This window comes from Jiella sonneratiae, from assembly GCF_017353515.1.
In the GTDB taxonomy this organism is placed as follows: domain Bacteria; phylum Pseudomonadota; class Alphaproteobacteria; order Rhizobiales; family Rhizobiaceae; genus Jiella; species Jiella sonneratiae.
This window is the reverse complement of record NZ_JAFMPY010000031.1, coordinates 37,109-56,960: the sequence shown is the minus strand read 5'-3', so window position 1 is coordinate 56,960 and position 19,852 is coordinate 37,109. Positions and strand designations below refer to the sequence as shown.

Annotated in this window: 17 protein-coding genes and 1 pseudogene; 6 read left to right on the top strand and 12 right to left on the bottom strand. The window is 68.0% G+C overall.

What is annotated here, in order from left to right; genetic code table 11:
* Together J1C47_RS24155 and purB are read left to right on the top strand one after the other, a co-directional pair.
* Positions 1–282: pseudogene (locus J1C47_RS24155) on the top strand (IS4 family transposase); the annotation flags it as partial.
* Positions 283–703: 421 nt separating this feature from the next.
* Positions 704–2,035: an adenylosuccinate lyase gene (gene purB / locus J1C47_RS20855; protein WP_207352737.1), complete on the top strand. Its 1,332-nt coding sequence runs from the start codon at positions 704–706 to the stop codon at positions 2,033–2,035.
* 150 nt (positions 2,036–2,185) lie between these two features.
* On the opposite strand, the gene J1C47_RS20850 is transcribed toward purB, so the two are convergent.
* The 5 genes from J1C47_RS20850 to J1C47_RS20830 form a co-directional block, all read right to left on the bottom strand.
* Entirely contained in the window at positions 2,186–3,466 is a 1,281-nt protein-coding gene (locus J1C47_RS20850; RefSeq protein ID WP_207352736.1) for a TRAP transporter large permease, read from the bottom strand.
* A 9-nt stretch (positions 3,467–3,475) separates the two neighbouring features.
* A complete protein-coding gene (locus tag J1C47_RS20845) occupies positions 3,476–3,994 on the bottom strand; it encodes a TRAP transporter small permease (RefSeq protein WP_207352735.1) in 519 nt (172 codons plus the stop codon).
* A complete protein-coding gene (gene dctP / locus J1C47_RS20840) occupies positions 3,991–4,965 on the bottom strand; it encodes a TRAP transporter substrate-binding protein DctP (RefSeq protein ID WP_207352734.1) in 975 nt (324 codons plus the stop codon). The genes J1C47_RS20845 and dctP overlap by 4 nt, the downstream gene beginning before the upstream one ends.
* A 49-nt stretch (positions 4,966–5,014) precedes the next feature.
* Entirely contained in the window at positions 5,015–6,160 is a 1,146-nt protein-coding gene (locus J1C47_RS20835) for an enolase C-terminal domain-like protein (protein ID WP_207352733.1), read from the bottom strand.
* A gap of 121 nt (positions 6,161–6,281) precedes the next feature.
* Positions 6,282–7,184 carry a LysR family transcriptional regulator gene (locus tag J1C47_RS20830; RefSeq protein ID WP_207352732.1) on the bottom strand — a complete coding sequence of 301 codons (903 nt, stop codon included), beginning with the start codon at positions 7,182–7,184 and terminating at the stop codon, positions 6,282–6,284.
* A gap of 163 nt (positions 7,185–7,347) precedes the next feature.
* Here J1C47_RS20830 and J1C47_RS20825 point away from each other — a divergent pair, with 163 nt between their 5' ends.
* Genes J1C47_RS20825 through J1C47_RS20810 form a run of 4 tightly spaced genes read left to right on the top strand, consistent with a single transcriptional unit; the run spans position 7,348 to position 10,955 of the window.
* Positions 7,348–8,409, top strand: coding sequence for a TRAP transporter substrate-binding protein (locus tag J1C47_RS20825; RefSeq protein ID WP_207352731.1), 1,062 nt, complete (start codon positions 7,348–7,350; stop codon positions 8,407–8,409).
* Between the two features lie 6 nt (positions 8,410–8,415).
* A complete protein-coding gene (locus J1C47_RS20820; protein ID WP_207352730.1) occupies positions 8,416–9,000 on the top strand; it encodes a TRAP transporter small permease subunit in 585 nt (194 codons plus the stop codon).
* On the top strand, positions 8,997–10,283 hold the full coding sequence (locus tag J1C47_RS20815) for a TRAP transporter large permease (protein ID WP_207352729.1): 1,287 nt from the start codon (positions 8,997–8,999) through the stop codon (positions 10,281–10,283). Before J1C47_RS20820 ends, J1C47_RS20815 begins: the two co-directional genes overlap by 4 nt.
* Positions 10,284–10,301: 18 nt before the next feature.
* Positions 10,302–10,955 (top strand): HD domain-containing protein, encoded by a 654-nt coding sequence (locus tag J1C47_RS20810; RefSeq protein ID WP_207352728.1) that lies wholly within the window; start codon positions 10,302–10,304, stop codon positions 10,953–10,955.
* A 254-nt stretch (positions 10,956–11,209) separates the two neighbouring features.
* Here J1C47_RS20810 and J1C47_RS20805 read toward each other — a convergent pair whose 3' ends face one another.
* From J1C47_RS20805 to J1C47_RS20775, 7 genes are all read right to left on the bottom strand, one after another.
* A complete protein-coding gene (locus J1C47_RS20805; RefSeq protein ID WP_207352727.1) occupies positions 11,210–13,273 on the bottom strand; it encodes a tripartite tricarboxylate transporter permease in 2,064 nt (687 codons plus the stop codon).
* A gap of 157 nt (positions 13,274–13,430) precedes the next feature.
* Positions 13,431–14,474, bottom strand: a complete 1,044-nt coding sequence (locus tag J1C47_RS20800; protein ID WP_207352726.1) for a Bug family tripartite tricarboxylate transporter substrate binding protein — start codon at positions 14,472–14,474, stop codon at positions 13,431–13,433.
* Positions 14,475–14,554: 80 nt separating this feature from the next.
* Positions 14,555–15,784, bottom strand: a complete 1,230-nt coding sequence (locus tag J1C47_RS20795) for an FAD-dependent monooxygenase (protein WP_207352725.1) — start codon at positions 15,782–15,784, stop codon at positions 14,555–14,557.
* 49 nt (positions 15,785–15,833) lie between these two features.
* Positions 15,834–16,724, bottom strand: a complete 891-nt coding sequence (locus tag J1C47_RS20790) for a VOC family protein (RefSeq protein WP_207352724.1) — start codon at positions 16,722–16,724, stop codon at positions 15,834–15,836.
* Positions 16,725–16,728: 4 nt separating this feature from the next.
* Positions 16,729–17,529, bottom strand: coding sequence for an alpha/beta fold hydrolase (locus J1C47_RS20785; RefSeq protein ID WP_207352723.1), 801 nt, complete (start codon positions 17,527–17,529; stop codon positions 16,729–16,731).
* A gap of 30 nt (positions 17,530–17,559) precedes the next feature.
* A complete protein-coding gene (locus J1C47_RS20780; protein ID WP_207352722.1) occupies positions 17,560–18,432 on the bottom strand; it encodes a fumarylacetoacetate hydrolase family protein in 873 nt (290 codons plus the stop codon).
* A 22-nt stretch (positions 18,433–18,454) separates the two neighbouring features.
* Positions 18,455–19,852, bottom strand: coding sequence for an MmgE/PrpD family protein (locus J1C47_RS20775; RefSeq protein WP_207352721.1), 1,398 nt, complete (start codon positions 19,850–19,852; stop codon positions 18,455–18,457).

The window sequence follows — 19,852 nt, the reverse complement described above, 5'->3', positions numbered from 1 at the left end:
ATCGAACTCTTCTTCAAATGGATCAAGCAGAACCTGAAGATCGGCCATTTCTTCGGCGAGAGCGAGAACGCCGTGCGCATCCAGATCTTCGTCGCCCTGATCGCCTTCCTGCTCCTCAAACTCGCCCAAGAAGCCCAGCGCGCCATCCCGCAACCCAGCACCTTCCGCCGCCTCGTCCGCCTCAACCTCATGCAAAGGCGGCCCATCGACACTCTCGGCGCGCCCAATAAACCGCCTGTCTTCGACCCCAGGCAAATGACCCTCGATCTCAGCCATGCTTAAACCGGACAGCAGTGGGCTTGTCCCGAGGATCTACTGCCGGCTCGACGACAGAATCCCTGCAGTTTGGCTCTCGACCGCGAAGCGCCCAGCAATCAACCCGCAGTAGATCCTCGGGACAAGCCCGAGGATGACGACGTGGTGGAATCGGCACCTATATCGTCCGTCTTGGCAATCGTTCGGGCTCAAGTCAGCATCCGCATCGAAGGATCTGGCCGGACGGGTGAATTTTGTCGGCGCGAGGCCGAGGACGACGGCGCGGGAGAGGAAGCGCCTCGCCACGACGAGGTCTCGGTCGATCGATCGCGCGACGCCGCGCGTCTTCGGCGCGCCGGCCCCTCTCCGCCTGGGCTGAACGATTGAGGCTTTCCCCCCGCTCTGTTAGACGGCGGTCTTCCCGCAATCGACGCCCGGACCGTTTTCGATGATCCCCCGCTACGCCCGCCCCGACATGGTCGCCATCTGGTCGCCGGAGACGAAGTTCCGCATCTGGTTCGAGATCGAGGCGCATGCCTGCGACGCGCTGGCCGAACTCGGGGTGATCCCGAAGGAAGCCGCGAAGATCATCTGGGAAAAGGGCGGCGCGGCGAGCTTCGACGTCGAGCGCATCGACGAAATCGAGCGCGAGACCAAGCACGACGTCATCGCCTTCCTCACCCATCTGTCGGAGATCGTCGGGCCGGAGGCGCGCTTCGTCCATCAGGGGATGACCTCCTCGGACATCCTCGACACCTGTCTCGCGGTCCAGCTGACGCGCGCCGCGGACCTCCTCCTCGCCGATCTCGACGCCCTTCTGGCCGCGCTGGAGCGCCGCGCCTTCGAACACCGCGACACCGTCACCATCGGCCGGTCGCACGGGATCCATGCCGAGCCGACCACCTTCGGCGTCAAGCTGGCACTCGCCCATGCCGAGTTCCAGCGCTGCCGCGAGCGGCTGGTCGCGGCGAGGGCCGAGGTCGCGACCTGCGCCATTTCCGGCGCCGTCGGCACCTTCGCCAACGTCGATCCCCATGTCGAAGAGCATGTCGCCCGGGCCATGGGGCTGAAGCCCGAGCCGGTCTCGACGCAGGTGATCCCGCGCGACCGCCACGCGATGTTCTTCGCCACCCTCGGCGTCGTCGCGTCGTCGGTCGAGCGGCTGGCGACGGAGATCCGCCACCTGCAGCGCACCGAGGTGCTGGAGGCGGAGGAATATTTCTCGCCGGGCCAGAAGGGCTCCTCGGCGATGCCCCACAAGCGCAATCCGGTGCTGACGGAGAACCTCACGGGCCTCGCCCGCATGGTCCGCTCCTATGCCCTTCCCGCGATGGAGAACGTCGCGCTGTGGCACGAGCGGGACATCTCGCACTCCTCGGTCGAGCGCTACATCGCGCCGGACGCGACGATCACCCTCGACTTCGCCCTCGCAAGGCTCACCGGCGTCGTCGACAAGCTGCTCGTCTATCCCGAGCGGATGGCCGCCAACATGGACCGGCTCGGCGGCCTCGTTCACTCCCAGCGCATCCTCCTCGCCCTCACCCAGGCCGGCGTGTCGCGCGAGGACGCCTACCGCCTCGTCCAGCGCAACGCCATGAAGGTCTGGGAGAGCTATCACGTCGCCGGCTCGGCGACGGTGGACTTCCTCGAGGAACTGCTGAAGGACGCGGATGTGCGCAAGGCGCTCTCCGAGGAGGAGATCCGCAGGCGCTTCGATCTCGGCTATCACGTCAAGCATGTCGGCACGATCTTCCGCCGGGTGTTCGGCCGGGAAGGTTGATCCCGGCCGCTTCGGCCCCGTGCCGTCGCGGCGCCTCGTCCGGGCGGTGATCGCCGCTGCCCGGCCCGGGCGCCGCACGGCAGACTGCCGTGCCGCCTTCCCCCGCCGGCCCTTCTCTCCGCCACGCTGCGCGGCGGACCGTGGCTGCGCCTACCGGCCCCCGAGCAGCGCCAGCGGCAGGCTGGTGATCCACGGCACGTAGGTCACCAGCGCCAGGCAGACGAGGATGACGGCCACCAGCGGCAAGAGGTGGCGGATCATCCGCTCCAGCCCGATGCCGGCCACCGCGCAGGCGGCGAACAGGTTGACGCCGAAGGGCGGCGTGATCATGCCGAGGGCGAGGTTGGTGATCATGATCAGGCCGAAATGCACCGGATGGATGCCGTAGCTCGCGGCCACCGGCGCGAGGATCGGCGCGATGACGACGATCGAGGCCGATGTCTCGACGAACATGCCGATGACGAAGAGAAGCACGTTGACGGCAAGGAGGAAGGTCATCGGCCCGGTGAAGGTTTCCGCGATCCAGGCGCCGATGTCGGCGGGAATGCCGGCCCGGGTGATGACGAAGGAGAACAGCCCGGCCATCGAGATGATGAAGAAGATGATCGCCGATGAGACCGCCGAGCGGCGCACGACCTCGGCGAGGTCGCGCAGCGACAGTTCGCGGTAGACGAGAAGGCTGACGAGGAGGGCATAGGCGACCGCGACCACCGAGGCCTCGGTCGGGGTGAAGACGCCGCCATAGATGCCGCCGAGCACGATGACCGGCATCAGCAGCGCCAGCGCCGCCCGTCTCAGGCTGGCAAGGAACGGCTTGCGCTCGGCCGCCGGCATGCCGCCGGTATCGGTCATCCGGCTCCAGACGCCGATATAGACGATCAGCGCCGCCGCCACGAGAAGGCCCGGCCCGATGCCGGCGATGAACAGGTCTCCAACGGGCGCAGAAGCGGAGACGCCGTAGAGGATCATCGGGATCGAGGGCGGTATCAGCACGCCGAGCTCCGCCGACGTCGCCTGCAGCGACGCCGCGAAGCCTATGGGATAGCCCTGCCGGACCATCGCCGGGATCAGGATCGCGCCGATCGCATAGGTGGTCGCGACACTGGAACCGGAGACCGCGGCGAAGATCATGCAGACCACGACGCAGGACATCGGCAGCCCGCCCCGCGTCCCGCCGAGCAGGCTGTCGACGAGATCGACGATGCGCGACGAGATCCCGCCGGCGGCCATGACGTTGCCGGCGAGGATGAAGAAGGGGATCGCCGCGAGCGGGAACTTGTCGAGGGCGATGAAGGCCTGCTGCGGCACGACGATCAGCGGCAGATTCGCGAAGGCGGCGGTGCCGAGCAGCCCGGCCAGGCCGATCGCCACTGCCACCGGCACGGCCAGGATCAGCAGGACGACCATCGTCAGGATCATCGCGGCGAGCATGTCCGGTCCTCAGACGTTGGTGTCGGGCGCCTCGCCGGCGGGCGGTGCCGGATCGAGGAGATGGGCGGCGAGCGCCAGGATGGAGATCGCCGAACCCACCGGCAGCGCCGCATAGGCGTAGCTTGCGGGAATGCCGAGGCCGGCGAGCGTCTGGAACCTGACGCGCCAGCAGAGCTCCGCGCCGAACCAGACCAGCACGGCGAGGAGCCCGAAGACCGCCGCCGCGCCCGCCAGACGCAACGCCCGGCGGGCCGGGCCGCGGGTCACTTCGAGGAGCACGTCGACGGAGATCAGCGTGCCCGCCCGCATGGCGCCGGCGAGCGCGAGATACGCCATCCAGACCAGCGAGGTCTGGATCAGCGGTTCGGACCAGGCGGCGGTCTGGAACAGCACGAAGCGCGCGATCACCTGCCACATGCCGGTCAGGACCGCGACGACGAGCATCAGGCTTCCGGCCCAGACCGCTGCCGCCGTCACGGCGCGCTCGACCCCTTTCAGGGCCGAGCCGATCGGTCGCGACAAGCTCATTTGGTGTCGCGGATCGCCGCCAGCTTGTCGGCGCCGAACTCTTCCGAAAGCTGGTCGAAGAGGCCCGACAGCTTGTCGCGGAACGACTGCTTGTCGACGTCGCGGATGACGGTGACGCCCTGGCCCTGAAGCGTCTTCAGGCCGCTCTCGATCGACGCCTCGGCTTCCTTGCGGTTGCGCTTCATGGCGTTCGCCGCTGCCTGGCGGAAGATCTCCTTGTCACCGTCGGAGAGATTGCCCCAGGTCGACGGCGAAATCAGCACCACCAGCGGCGTGAAGGCGTGATCGGTCATCGAGACGTATTTCTGCACCTCGCCGAAGCGGTTGTTGACGATCGCCCCGATCGGATTTTCCTGACCGTCGACGACGCCCTGCTGCAGAGCGGTGTAGACTTCGGGGATCGCCATCGGCGTCGGCAGCACGCCAAGCGCGCTCCACACCCTGATGTGCAGGTCGTTCTGCTGGGTGCGGATCTTCAGGCCGGCGACGTCGTCCGCCGTCTTCACCGGCCGCACCGAATTCGTCAGCTCGCGAAAGCCCATGCCGCCGAAGGCCAGGCCGACCAGCCCGTGATCGGGCATCTCGTCGAGCAGCTTCTGGCCGATCGGCCCGTTCAGCACCGCGTCGGCGTGGTCGAAATCGCGGAACAGGAACGGGATGTCGAAGATCTTCAGGTCCGGGTCGAAATTCGCCACCACCGAGGTCGACGGCACGGCCATGTCGACGGTGCCGAGCTGCAGGCCCTCGATGACGTCGCGATCGCCGCCGAGCGCGCCGCCGCTCTGGACCCTGACGGCGATGCGGCCGCCGGTCTTGTCGGCGATCTCGTCGGCGAACTGACCCATGGCGACGACTTCGGGCGCCTGCGGGCCGCCGACCATGCCGACATTGATCGTCGTTTCCTGGGCGAGCGCCGGCATCGGCAGCAGCGCCAGCATCACGCCTGCGCGCAGAATGGTCCGTCTCAGCATTGTCATTCCTCCCTGTGGTGGTTCGGTCTGTCTTTTGGGCCGGCCGCGCTCAGGCGACCGTCCAGTGGTCGGTGACGAAGGGCTCGAGACGCTCCGTGTCGATCTCGATCCCCAGCCCCGGCCCGTCCGGCACGGCGAGCGTGCCGTCGGGGTCTGGACGCGGCGCGAAGATCGCGTCGCGCATCGGGTTGTGGCTCATGTCGCATTCGAGCTGCGGCAGCGGCCGCCCCGGCGCGTCCGGAAGGACCGCCGCGACCTGCATCGCCGCCAGCACGTTGACCGCCGCCCCCCAGACATGCGGGATCAGCGCGAGACCGGACGCCTCGGCAAGCGCCGCGATCTTCAGCGTCTCGGTGATGCCGCCGCACAGCGCGATGTCCGGCTGGAGGATCGACAGGCTCCGCTCGGCCACGGGGTCGCGGAACGCCTGCAGGCCGCAGAAGGATTCGCCGCCCGCCAGCGGCACCGTCAACCTTGCGGCCAGTTCCCGATATGACGGCAGGTCGTCGTGCCTCACCGGCTCCTCGATCCAGCGCAGGTCGAGATCGTCGATCCGGCGGGCGAGCGTCAGCGCGTCGTGGACGGTGGAGGCTTCGTTGAGGTCGATCATCAGATCGCGATCGGGACCGAGGATCTCGCGCGCCCGGCGGATGGCCACCTCGTCGGCCGCCGGCCCGATGCCGACCCTGAGCTTGACCGCCCGGTAGTTCTGGCGGGCGTAGCTTTCGACGGCAGCGGCAAGCCCGCGATGGCGATCGCCGTCCGGCGGCAGCAGCGGACCGCTGGCATAAGGCGTCAGCCTGTCGCGCAGCGCGCCCCCGAGCACCCGCGACAACGGCTCACCGGCGGTGCGCGCGAAGGCGTCCCATGCCGCGATGTCGATGGCGCTGACGGCCATGACGGCGAGGCCGCGGCGGTCCGGAACGACCCGGCGCATCGCCTCGGCATGGAGCCGACGCGGCGCCGTGACGTCGGCTCCGATCACCGCCGGCGCCAGGACGGTGCGGATGAAGGCCGACGCGGGTGCCGCGAATGCCCAGGTCTCGCCCCAGCCGACGAGGCCGCCGGCCGTCGTCAGCCGGACCAGCAGGGCGCTGCGCCGGGTGAAGGTGCGAAGCGCGTTGCCGGCCGGTTCCGGAAGGTCGCAGGCGATCTCGAAGCCGTCGATGCTGACGATGCGGTCGGTGGCAGGCACGAAGCTTTCCCAAGGTGGATCGGGTGGAGACTAAATCATTGCGTCTTGCGCGACTAATTGGGATTTCGAGCGAGTTTCGATCGGAAATTCAAATCGATAGCATTGCGCAGCCTTCGGGCAATCAGTTCGTCTCGAGCAGATCGAGGTCGGCAAGGACCCGCCGCGTGACGGCGATCAGCGCATCCAAGCCGAGATCGCGGTCGTCGGCCCGGCGCACGGCGCAGAGGAAGGACTTCTCGATCTGCGGTCGGCTTTCGAGCGCGATCAGCGTTCCCATCCGGACGGACGCCTCGATCAGGCGCGACGGCAGGATTGCGACGCCGAGGCCGGCCTCGACCAGATGCGCGATCACGCTCGGCACGGTGTGGCACTTCGACAGATGCAGCGGCTCGAGCCCGGCCGCGCCGAACCAGGACATCGTCTGGCGCCAGTTCGGCGACGGGCTGGGGCTGACGAGCACGGTATGGTGCAGCAGGTCCGCCGGTCGCACGAGCGCGGGAAGGTTCAGGGCCGGAGCGGCGACCCACGTCGCCGGCTGGACGCCGAAGGGGACGATCTGGAGGCGCGGATCGTCGGCCGGATTGATGGCGATGGCGAGATCGAGCCGGTGGTCGGCGAGGTCCGCCACGAGGTCGGGGCTCGGTCCGATGACCAGTTCGACGCGCAGGGCCGGATATTCCTGCGAGGCGAGCTTGAGCAATGCCGGCAGCCCGCTGACGGCGAAGGATTCCGACACCCCCAGCCGCACCAGCCCGCCGATCTCCTGATGGTCGACGCGCCCCTTCAGCTTGCCGATCTCGCCGAGGATCGCCTGGGCGTGCTCCACCATCTCCCGACCCTCCTGGGTCAGTTGCAGTCCACGTCCCTTCCTCTCGAAAAGCTGCAGGCCGAGCGCCTGTTCGAGATCCCGCAGCCGCAGCGACACGGTCGGCTGGGCGAGGTTCAACTGCCGCGACGCCTCGTGCACCGTGCCGAGCCGGGCGACGCTGTGGAAGGCCTCGATCTGCGCGAGGGTGATCCTCATTCTTAGAAATTCCCAATCAATCCCCCTCAGATAATCAAATTTGCTCAGATTATTCAAAGAGAATAGCGTGCCATCCGTCGGGGAGGACCGGCCTCCGACCGGATAGCCGGTCGGCGAACCAATCCGCGCCCGCTTCCCGGCGGCGCACCATGGGAGGAATATCATGTCGAGGTCCATGCTCGGCGGCCTTCTGGCCGCGGTCGCGATCGCTTTGTCTGCGGGAGCCGTGTCCGCTCAGGACCTGCCCGACGTGAATCTGAAGGTGTCGGGCGGCAACCGCACCCAGAACATGTTCAAGTTCATCCAGGAGCCGTTCTTCACCAAGCAGATCACCGAGGATTCCAACGGCGCGGTCACCACCACCTTCGGCTCGCTCGACGACCTGGGCCTGCAGGGGCCGGAGGTGCTCCGCCTGCTGCAGCTCGGCATGTTCGACATCTCCGAGGGCACGCTCAGCTACATGGCCGGCGAGGACGCGCATTTCGACGCGCTCGACCTGCCGGGCCTGACGGCGGACATCGACATGCAGCGCAAGGTCGCCGACGCCTACCGTCCGACGCTGGCGAAGATCCTCGAAGACAAGTTCAAGGTGAAGCTGCTGTCGATGTCGCCGATCGCCCTGCAGGTGATCTACTGCAAGGGCGACATCAAAGGCCTCGCCGACCTGAAGGGCAAGAAGGTCAGGACCTACAACCGCGGCATGTCCGACCTCGTCGAGGCCGCCGGGGCGGCTGCCGTCAACATTCCCTTCGCGGAAGTCGTGCCGGCGATGCAGCGCGGCGTCGCCGACTGCGCCGTCACCGCCACCTCCGCCGGCAACACCGCCCGCTGGTGGGAAGTGACGGATTCGCTGGTGAAGGTGCCGATGGGCTGGGCGACGACCTTCTTCGCCGCCAACCTCGCCAACTGGAACCGCCTCGATCCGAAGGTGCAGGCGTTCCTCACCGACGAGTTCGCCAAGATGGAGGACCGTCAATGGAAGCAGGCGGCCGCCGACATCCAGGACGGCATCAACTGCAACACCGGCATGGGCGAGTGCAAGAACGGCATCCCGGCCGACAAGAAGATGACGCTGGTCGAGCTTTCCGACGCCGACCAGGCGCTGGCCAAGAAGCTGGTGGAGGGGGTCCTCAAGGGCTGGGCGTCGCGCTGCGGCGCGGACTGCGCCAAGGACTGGAACGCCAAGGTGGGCACGCTGCTCGGCGTCGACGCCCCGGTCGAGTAAGCGGCGATGCTTGAGACGACGCTGCGGCAAATTTCGCTCGTCATGTCGCGGCTGGGGGGCGGAATGCTCCTCGCCGCGGCCCTCCTCGTCGCCGTCGAGGTGTCGCTGAGAATGTCGCGGCTCGTCATCTTCAGCGTCGGCACGGAGCTCTCCTCCTACGCGCTGGCGGTCGGCGCCGCCTGGTCCTTCGCCCACGTCGTCTTCGAGCGCGCCCATGTCCGGGTCGACGTCGTCAGCCAGCGCCTGCCGCCCCTGCCCCGCGCCTTCTTCGACGTCCTCGCCATGGCGAGCCTCGCGGTCGTCGGCTTCCTTTTGACGCTGGCGGCCTGGACGACGTTCGCGACGACGCTTGCCCTCGACACCCACTCGAACACCACCCTGGCTACCCCGCTCGCCGTCCCGCAGGGGCTGTGGGTCGCGGGTATCGGGTGGTTCACCTTCATCGCCGCCTACCGGACGGCGACGGCCGCGGCCGCCCTGCTGCGCCGGGATCTCGCCGAGGTCACCCGCATCGCCGCGCCGCCGAGCGCCGAGGACGAGGCGAGCGAGGCCGCGCTCGACGCGCGCAGCAGGATGGAAGCCGAGTCATGATCCCCGTCGCCATCGGCCTCCTGTTCCTGTTCCTGGCGATCGGGCTGCCCGTCGCCGCCGCGCTGGCGCTGCTCGGGCTGGGGCTCGACCAGATCTTCTCGCCGGTCGACCTGCGCCTGGCGATGGGCGAACTCGGCTGGGTCTCCTCCTCCAACGCCCTCCTCGTCAGCGTGCCGCTGTTCATCCTGCTCGGCGAGATCCTGCTCCGCTCCGGCATCGCCGACCGGCTCTACGACGCGATGAGCCGATGGCTCTCCTGGCTGCCGGGCGGGCTGATGCACGCCAATATCGGTGCCAGCATGGCGTTCGCCGCCACCTCCGGCTCCAGCGTCGCCACGGCCGCGACGATCAGCGTCGTCGGCGCGCCGATGGTCGAGCGCTACGGCTACGGCGAGAGGCTGTTCTTCGGGTCGATCGCCGCCGGCGGCACGCTGGGCATCCTCATCCCCCCGTCGATCAACCTCATCATCTTCGGCTGGCTCACCGAGACCTCGGTCCCCAAGCTCTATCTCGCCGGCTTCCTGCCGGGCCTCGTGCTCGGAACCGGTTTCTCCCTGACGATCCTCCTCGTCTGCCTCCTCAGGCCCGCGATCGGCGGCCATCGCATCGCGGTCGACTGGGGCGAGCGCTGGCGCAGCCTCTGGGGCCTCCTGCCGCCCTTCGCCATCTTCGTCATCGTCATCGGCTCGATCTATGCCGGCATCGCGACCCCGACGGAAAGCGCCTCGCTCGGCGTCGTCGCGGCGCTCGTCCTCGCGGCGCTGCACCGGCGGCTGACGGTGCCGATGATCCTCGCCGCCCTCGACGGCACGATGCGCTCGACGGGCATGATCATGCTGATCGTCATGACGGCCTGGTTCCTGAACTTCGTGCTCGCGGCGCTCGGCCTGATCTCGGCGATGAACGGGGCGATCGCCGGCATGGATCTCGGCCCCACCGGCCTGATCCTCTCGGTGATCGCGCTCTACCTCGTCCTCGGCATGTTCATGGACCCGCTGGCGATGATGATCGTCACGGTTCCGATCATCGCGCCGCTGGTCAAGGACGCCGGTTTCGACCCGGTCTGGTTCGGCATCCTGATCGTGCTTCTGTGCGAGACGGCGCTGGTGACGCCGCCGATCGGCATGAACCTCTTCGTGGTGCAGGGCGTGCGCCGGCGCGGGACGATCGACGACGTGATGATCGGCGTCGCCCCCTTCGTGCTCTGCCTGATCGCGATGATCGGCCTTCTACTCGTCTTCCCGCAGATCGCGCTTTGGCTGCCTTCGGCGCTGAGCGACTAACAAGACAGGAGCTTCGCCATGACCGGCACCACCGTCCTCCGCCTGCGCGACAGGGACATCGCCGTCGACGATACGATGCGCGCCGCCATCCTGGACGAGATGCCCGAGATCGCCTGGATCGGCGACGCGGCGCTTCGCGCCAAGGTGCTTGACGCCTGGGCCGCGGCCGTCGCCTCGGCGGGCTTCGCCCGGATCGGCGATATGAAGCCGTCCGGCAACTACGACGGCCTGCCGCTGCGCCACGGTACCCAGGCCGACCACATCCGCTCGGTGGCGCGGATGGCGCTGAAGATCGCCGAGGAGATGGATACGCTGTTTCCGGACTTCGTCTACGACCGGGATCTGCTGATCGCCGGCGCGCTCTGCCACGACATCGGCAAGGTCTGGGAGTTCGATCCGGACAACATCGCCCGCTGGAAGGCGAACCCGCGCAAGAGCGGCTATCCGTCGATGCGCCACCCGGGCTACGGCATCCACATCTGCCTGACCGCCGGCCTGCCGGAGGAGGTCGCCCACATGGCCGCCGCCCACTCGGCGGAAGGCGAGCTTCTGACTCGCAGCCTCGAGAACACCATCCTGCGCTGGGCCGACCATACCTTCTGGATGGTCGCGGAAGCCGGCGCGATGCTCGCAGAGACCGACGACTGGACCGCGCCGAACAAGACCGCCTGAACCGGCGGGCGGGCCGGCCGGCCGACCGGCCCGCCCGCCGGCTCGGACGCGGGGGCTCCCCGCTTCCCCTTTCCCGGCACTTCCCCGGCCCTATTCGACCTCCGTCTCCCGCTCGGCCGGGCCGAGGCACATCGCCCGGCCCGGCCTTTCCATGTCATGAAAAGAGAAAAGCCGCCCTCCCGGTCCGGAAGGGCGGCTTTCGATTTTGATCTCCGGCCTCGGCGGCGGCCACCGCCGCCGAGGGTCCCGCCGGCTCACACCGACGGGATGACCTTCAGCGCCGGGAACCAGTGCCCCAGGAAGGTCGGGGGCCAGGCCATCGGCAGGAAGTAGTTGAAGAGTGCGGCGATGAAGACGGTCATGCCGATCGCCATCGGCAGCACGATCCGCCAGGGTTCGCGCGCTTCGGTGCGCATGTAGCCGGCGATGAACAGCGGCACCGTCGGGACGAGGCCGATGATCGACATCGAGACCAGGAAGCCGGTGAGCCAGCCGAAGAAGCTCGCCGCACGGGTGAAGACCTGCTTCCTGGTGAGATGCGCCGTGTCAGAGGCGAGATCCATGTGGATCTTGCGGGAGACGTTCGCCTTCGCGTCGTCGGCGAGGCCGTGCCGCCGCTCCCGTTCCAGCCGGCGGCAGACCTGATTGACCAGGCTGAGCACCGCGAAGATCAGCGCCGAGATGCCGACCACCATCGGGATGATCTTGGCTTTGAAGTTCCAGCCGGCCGCCTCGTAGAGCATCAAGACCAGCACGGCGATGAACAGGAGGTTGAAGAGATCCGTCGCGCGGAATGCCGGGCGACCGTAGTCGGCCAGCATGTTCCGCCAGCTGCCGTGCGCCCTGGCGTCGCGGATCAGCGGCCGGAGCAGGCCGAGGGCGGCGAAGCCGAAGAGCACGAGCACGATCGGGCGGCTAAACCATTCGATGCCGTAGCGCTCGATCGAGATGAAGAGGTAGCGCTCCACCGACGCGCCGAGGACGAGGCCGAGAATGAGCGGCGGGCGCGGCCATTTCAGCATCTTCATCGTCCAGCCGACGAGGCCGAAGATCATCATCGTGTAGAGGTCGCCCCACTGCTGCGACCCCTGGAAGGCGCCGATGAAGATGATGCTGAGGACGCTCGGCAGGATCAGGGTGTAGCGCAGCTGCGCGAGCTTGGCGAACTGGCCGCTGAGGAGATAGCAGATGCCGGCGCCGAGGATGTTGGCGATCGCGATGCTCCAGACCATCGAATAGGTGACGCTGAGATTGACCGACAGCATGTCGGGCCCCGGCACCAGGCCGTGCATCAGGAACGCGCCGAGGAGGATCGCCATGCCGGCGCTGCCGGGAATGCCGAAGGCGACGGTGGGCACCAGCGCGCCGCCCTCGCGCGAGTTGTTGGAGGCTTCCGAGGCGATGACGCCGCGCACGTCGCCCGAACCGAAGGTCTGCTCCGCGCCCTTCTCGGTGCGCAGCGCATGGCCGTAGGCGACCCAGTCGATCACCGAGCCGCCGATCCCCGGCACCGCCCCGAGCGTCGATCCGATCCAGCTGCAGCGCACGACCAGCCAGAAATTCCGGAAGCAGTCCATCGCGCCCTCGCGCATGCCGGCCTTGGCGTCGAAAGGGGCGCCGCCGGCGATCGAGGTGCGGGAAATCGCGAGATCGGCGAGTTCCGGAATGGCGAAGAGACCGAGGATCGCGGGAATCAGCGGCAGGCCTTCCCAGAGATAGAGGCTGCCCATCGTCCATCGCAGCGTCCCGGTCTGCGGATCGGCGCCGATCATCGAGATCATCAGGCCGAGCCCTGCCGCGGTCAGCCCGCGCAGCGGCGCGTTGCCCGACAGGACCGCGACCATCGACAGGCCGAGACAGGAGAATGCCAAAAGTTCCGGCGAGCCGATGAACAGCATCAGCGGCCGCAGCAGCGGCAGCGTCAGCCCCATCAACATGGCGCCGAAGACGCCGCCGATCATCGAGGACATGTAGGCGGCGCTGAGCGCCCGCCCGGCCTCGCCGCGCTTGGCCATCGGGTAGCCGTCGAGAACCGTCGCGGCCGAGCCCGCGCCGCCCGGCACGCCGAACAGGATGGCCGGGATGGGATCGCCGGTCGCCGTCGCGGCGCCGAGGCCGAGCAGCAGCGCGAAGGCGGCATGCGGATCCATGGTGAACGTGAACGGCAGAAGCAGCGCGGTCGCGGCGAGGCCGCCGATGCCGGGCAAGACGCCGAGCGACAGCCCCATGACGACACCGACGGCCAAAAGCAGCAACCGCGACGGATCGAGTATCGTCAGCAGCGCCGTCGTCGCCGCGTCGAGCATGCTCATGTCCATGGTCTGATCCTTGGCAGCCCTGGGGCTGCGCCCGCAGAACGGCCGGGCCAGAAGAAACTGGCACGGCTCTGTTCCGCTGTTCTTGGAGGCATCATTGGCTTGGGCACGATGACGTCGTGCCCGGCCGGCTCCGGACCCGCCGAAGCGCGGCGCCAGCCTATTTGTAGGCTTCCTTCACCCGCTCGAAGAACTCCGGCGAGTGGTTGGCGATCTCCTGCATGCGCTGCTCGATCTGCTCGCCGGAGAGCGGCTTCACCTCGACATGGAGGCGCTTGGCGTCCGACAGGAACTTCTCGTCCTGGACACTCTTCATGAAGGCCGTCCGCAGGGCTTCCAGCCGATCGGCGGGAATTGCCGGCGGCGCCGTGATCGGCCGGCCCATCGCCATCGAATTGAAGAAGAACTTCAATAGTTCGCGCTGGTCGTCGGTCTTGGCGTAGTCGAAGACGCTCGGCACGTCGCCGAATTCCTTCGTCGGGTCACCGGAGGTCTGCAGCACGAGCTTGAGCTTGCCGGCCTTGTATTCGGCGGCAAGATTGGTCTCCAGCGCCCCCGAGGTGATGCCGCAGGCGCCGTTCACCTCACCCCGTTCGAGGGCGAGCAGCACGCCCGGCATGCCGTGATAGCCCGAGACGAGCTTGATCTTGGCGCCGAGGACGTTCTTGAGGATCGCCGTCTGGCGGTAGGTGTCGGAGGCCGGCGCGCTGGTGCCGAACAGCACCTCGTTCTTCAGGATCTCGTCGAAGGTCTTCGGGCCGTCGCCCTCGGCCTTCACCGCGCAGAACTGCTCGTCGCGGGAGATGCTGCCGATCCAGCTGAACTTCGTCGGGTCGAACTGCGCCGCCTGATTGCCGAGCAGCGGCTCGATGGCTGCCTCGACGGTGAACATGCCCATCGAGGTGCCGTCGGCCTCGGCTTGGTTGTACATGTAGTTCGCGGCGATCAGGGTGCCGGCGCCGGTCAGGTTGGTGTTGAGCACGGTCGGATTGCCCGGAATGAACGATCCGAGATTGGCGCCCCACAGGCGGAAGTAGGTGTCGTTCTCGCCGCTGGCCGAAAAGCCCGAGACGAGGGTCACCGTCTCGCCGTCGTAGAAGTCGGCGACGCTCTCGGCCTTCGCGGCCGCGGGGCCGAAGGCCCAACAGCCGACGGCGAGGCACGAGACCGCCAATCGGCGGGCGGCTGAGGTTGTGATTTTCATGCTTTCCTCCCTGGTTTGACCCGACCTTCGGGTCGCTTGCTGGCATCTGCTCTCTTGGTGTCCGATGGCCGCCCGTGCGCTCAGGACGCGGCCGCGGCCGGCGCCGGATCGGCGTAGACGGGCGGCACGTCGGGCATGCGATCCCATTCGGCGGCGGGATCGAAGCCCCAGACCCAGTCGATCTTGCCGTGCACGCTGCCGGTGCCCGCCTTGATCGCCTCCTTCTGCCTGGCGCTGTCCTTCATGTGCTTGAAGTCCTTGTTGGCGAGCGACAGGCGCTGCACGCCGTGGACGCGCGGGATGCGGATCCGCCGGAATTCGGCGAAAGCTTCCACCGGGTCCTCGACAGCGCCCAGCCAGCGGCCGAGGATGTAGGCGTCCTCGAAGGCCATGGCGGCGCCCTGCCCGGCGCTCGGCAGCATCGCGTGGGCGGCGTCGCCGATCATCTGGATGCGGCCGCGCCCCCAGTTGTCGTTGATCGGACGGGTGAAGAGCCCCCACTTCGTGCACTCGCCCACGCAGTCGAGCAGCTTGGCGAGCCGCGGCTCGGCGCCGGGAAAGCTCGCCCGCATGTCGGCGGGATCGCCCTTGATCGACCACCCCTCCTCGACCCATTCGTCGGTGTCGACCTGGGAGACGACGTTGACCAGCTTGCCCTGCCGGATCTTGTAGGCGATGAGATGCCTGCCGGGGCCGACCCACTGGGTGTGGCCGCGCGGCTCGATCGCCTCTTCGGGAACGTCCTCGGTCTTCAGCAGCGCCCGCCACACCATCTGGCCCGTATAGGCCGGCCTGTCCTCGCCATAGAGCGCTTCGCGGACCGCCGACTTCACGCCGTCGGCGCCGATGACGTAGTCGGCGTCGACGCTCGCGCCGTTCTGGAAATTCAGCGTGACGTGATCGTCGGCCTCGACGAGGCCCGACAGGCGGTGGCCGAGATGGATGCGGGCGGGATCGAGCGTCTTCGCCAGCGCGTCGATCAGGTCCGCCCGGTGGAAGGAGTAGTAGGGCGCGCCGTACTTGTCCTTGACCGCCAGCCGGTCGGTCGCCTGCAGGAACTCGCCGGTCTGCATGGCGCGGGTGTAGGGCCCCGGCGATTCGTGGCCGACGGCGGCGATCGCCTCGCCGACGCCGATCGCCCGGAGCGCCTTGACGGCCTGCGGGCTGATGTTGACCGAGGCGCCGATCTCGCCGAGCTCCGGCGCGGTCTCGAAGACCTCGGCCTGAAGACCGACCATCTTCAGGGCGTTGGCGGCCGCCAGGCCGGCGAGCCCGCCGCCGACGATCGCGAATTTGCACGTCGCATTCATGTTCTCTCCTCCGGTTCGGTTCCGGCCGATGTCATGGCGTCGATGTCGCTCATCCGTCCCTGAAGTCGGGCGGGGCGGACGGTCCCCACAGATTGCCCACGGTGCCCGGCCCCCAGGTCTTCGGCTCGTAGGGGTGGTCTTCCCGCCACGGCCGCGGCACGAAATAGCCGAGCTCCTCGGAATCGATCCGGGCGAGCTCGGTGTAGAGCTCGACGATCTGGCCGTCGGGATTGCGGTGATAGGTGAAGATGTTGTCGCCGATCACGTGCCGGCCGGGCCCGTAGATCAGCGGGAACCCGTTCTTGCCGAGGAAATCGCAGGCCCGGATGATCTCGGCCTGGTCCTTCAGCTCGAAGGCGACGTGATGCATCTTCGGCTTGTCGCCGCGCACGAAATTGGCGGTGTGGTGATCCGGCCCGCAGCGCATCCAGACGAAGAAGTCCTCGCGCCAGTCGGAGACCCTAAAGCCCAGCACCTCCTCGTAGAAGCGCACGAGAGGCTGGAGCTCGGTCGCCTTGAAGGCGATGTGGCCGAGTTTCAGCGGCACGAAGCCCTTGGGCGTGCGGTCGAACGCCACCGGCTCGGCGTCGGAGAAGAGCTCGATCGTCGTGCCCTTCGGATCGGCGAAGGAGAGGATCTCGGCAACGCCGGGCATGGCGTCGCTGCGCCGCTCCGCATCGATCCCGTGCCGCTCGGCAAGCCCCTTCGCGACCTCGCCCAGCTCCCGGCCCGGCGCGATCTGGAAGGCGATCTTCGTGCAGAACGGAACCTCGCCCTTTTCCAGCACCAGCGCCTGCTGGCCGGTGACCGTCGCCAGGAAGGCGCGGTCCTTGTCGCGCGCGGCGAGGGAGAGCCCGAGAACCTCGACGTAATAGTCGGTCAGACGGTCGAGATCGGGCGTCGTGAAGGTGGCGTGGCTGATGCGCGTCACTCGCGTCATGGCTCTAGCCCCTCCACCGGTTGCACCAGTCGATGACGATGCGGTTGAAGCGGTCCGGATCCTCCATGTTCGGCAGGTGGCGGGCGCCTTCGAGTGCAAGGAGTTCGCCGTTCTGCAGCGCGTCGGCGATCTTTTGGTTGTCCTGCGGATGCGCCGCCGGGTCCTCGGTGCCGTAGAGGACCAGCGCCGGCGCGGCGATTTCGGGCAGCCGCGGCGTCCAGTCGAAGTCCTGGATCGCCGCCGCGCAGCCGATGTAGCCCTGGACGGGGGTCGCCGCGACGGTGTCGTGGACCTGCTGCCAGAGATTGGGGTGGCGCTGCTTGAACTCGGCGCTCAGCCAGCGGCCCATCGTCGCCTCGGCGAGCGGCGCCATCGAGTTGGCGTCCTGGATGACGATCGTCCGCTTGCCCCAGCGCTCCCTGGCGTCGGCCGGCGACTGCGATTGCGTGTCGCAGAGGACGAGCGAGGCGACGCGTTCGGGATGCAGGATGCCGAGCCCCTGGGCGATCATGCCGCCGATCGAGAGCCCGCAGAAATGGACCTTCGCGATCTCCAGATGGTCGAGCAGCAGCACGGCGTCGGCGATGAGCTGCTCCATGCGGTAGTTGCCCGGCGCAACGTCGCTGCCGCCGTGGCCGCGCATGTCGGCCCGCAGCACGCGGTAGCCCGCCGCCAGGAACGCCGGCACCTGGTCGGACCACATGCCGCTGTCGGCGGCGAGCGAGTGAGCGAAATAGACGACCGGCGCGTCAGCGGGCCCGACGACGTCGTAATAGATCTTGCGGCCGTTGGTCCAAAGCAGCATGTCTGAAAACCTTTCCTTGGTCGTCGGGCGTCAGGAACGCCCGGTCGCATGGGCCCGGACGGGCACGTTCATGGTGCCGATCATCGGGCTCTCGACGGTGATGACGTCGCCCGGGAACACCCGCGCGACGCCGTCGCAGGTGCCCGTGTAGAAGACGTCGCCCGGATAGAGCGTGTAGAAGGACGAGGCGAAGGCGATCAGGCGCCTGACGCCGTAGACCAGCTGCTCGGTGTTGGTCTCCTGGCGAACCTCGCCGTTGACCTTCAGCATGAGCGGCACCTTGCCGGGATCGGTGAGTTCGTCGGCCGTCACCAGCCACGGCCCGAGCACCGCGTAGCCGTCGCAGGACTTGCGGAAGCTGCGGTCCTCGGGGCCGCGTACCACCATGTCGAGGCCGAGGCAGTAGCCGGCGACGTGATCGAGCGCGTCTGCCTCGGCGATGTCGCTGCCTTCCTTGCCGATCACGACGACGAATTCGAGCTCGTGGTCGGTGCGCCGCTCGGGGAAGCGCAGGGGAACCCCTTCCGACGGGCCGACGATCGCCGAGTTCGCCTTGAGGAAGATCCCGTCCTTGCCGATGTCGCCGCTGTGCTTGGACTTGTTGGCCTCGCGGGCGGGCGCCATCTCGGCGATGTGCGAGGGATAGTTGGTCGGCGCCGCCATCGTCTTGCTCGGACGCGCGACGGGCGCGAGGAGATCGACGCTTTCGACCGGGACGCCGGCGACCTTGCCGGCTTCCGAGAGGAAGCGTTCGCGCCACTCCGGCAGCGCCGCGACGACCGCGTCGCCCTTCATCACGTAGGACGCCGACGCCCTGATCTCGGCCTGCAGCGGCGTGACGTCGTGGACGAGACCGTCGATCACGATGCCGAGCCGATCATCCCCGAAACGACAGATACGCATGGTTCGTACTCCTTCTGCCCGCTCAGACGCAGAGCGCCCTGGCGAGATCGCCCGCCGCGGTCATGGTCTCGGCACCCATCACCAGATCGATCACACGTTCGAGCTGCGAGCCGGTCATGCGGGTGCCTGCAAGTTTGCGGAATTTCTCGACGACGTCGGCTTCGCTGGCGAAGAACTTCTCGCTGCCGCGCGGCGCCTCGACCGTCTCTTCGTGGACCTCGCCGTTCTTCAGGTGAACCTCGACCCGGACCTTGTGCCGGAAGCGCGATCCCAGCGCGGTGATCTCGGGATCCTCGATGACCTCGACGCGGCGCGACAGCGCGATGCGTTCGGGATCGTCCACCTTGTCCTCGGTGAACTGCGCGACGAAGGCGTCGCCTTCCAGAAGCAGCGTCGCGACGCAATAGGGAAGGTTCAGCTGCGCCGAAGTCAGGCCTTCGGGCCTGTAGGGCCAGCCGACGTGATCGACCGTCACCTGCGAGCCGTAGACGACGATCTTCTCCAGTTCGTCGAGGGTGAAGGGTCGCCGCGCCTTTATCATGCGGATGCCGTCCAGCGTCGTATGGTTGCTGCCGACGCAGGAATAGAATTTCAGCGCGATCTGCATGGTCTCGAAGCGCTCGCCGAGACCGTCCGAGAGGGCCGCGAGATCGTAGCGGTCGTGGGAGCGCGAGAAGGTCGAGCAGAAGCCGCCATAGTCGCTCTCGAAGACGTTGCGGATGCCGGTGAAGCCGCGCTCGGCGAGGATCGCGCCGTAATAGCCGCTCTGCGCCGCCCGGCCGGCATGCATGCGCTTGACCATCGCCCCGTACTGGGCGGCCATGAGGCCGGCCGACTGGGTGCCGGCGATGCCGAGCGCGTTGACGGTCTTGTCGTGGTCGAGCCTGAGGGCCGCAGCGGCGCCGGCGGCGGCGGAGAAGACCCCGAGCGTCGCCCCCGAGTGCCAGCCCTGGCCGATGTGCTCCTGGCCCATGCAGATGCCGACGCGCGGGCCGATCTCGTATCCGGCGACGACGGCGGCGAGGAAGTCGCGGCCGCTGATCTCGGGATTGCGCTCCAGAACCGCGAAGATCGGCGACAGGGTGACGGCGCCGACATGCAGGACGCCGACCCGGTGGACGTCGTCGAGCTCGAAGCTCTGCACCAGCGCGCCGTTGACCAGCACCGCATGCGGCGGCGAGAGACGCTCGGCCGTGCCCCAGACCGAGGCGGTGCCGGTGGTGTCGACCGCGCCGAGGGTCTCGCGCAGGATGCGGCTCCACGGCAGCTCGGCGCCGTAGATGGCGCAGCCGAGCGAATCGAGCACCAGGAGCTTGATGCGCGCCAGGACCTCGGCCGGGATCATCTCGTAGCGAAAGTCCGAGACGAAGCGGGCGACGGCCGCGGTGTGGGGGTTCGATGTGTCGTTTGAATGCGCCAT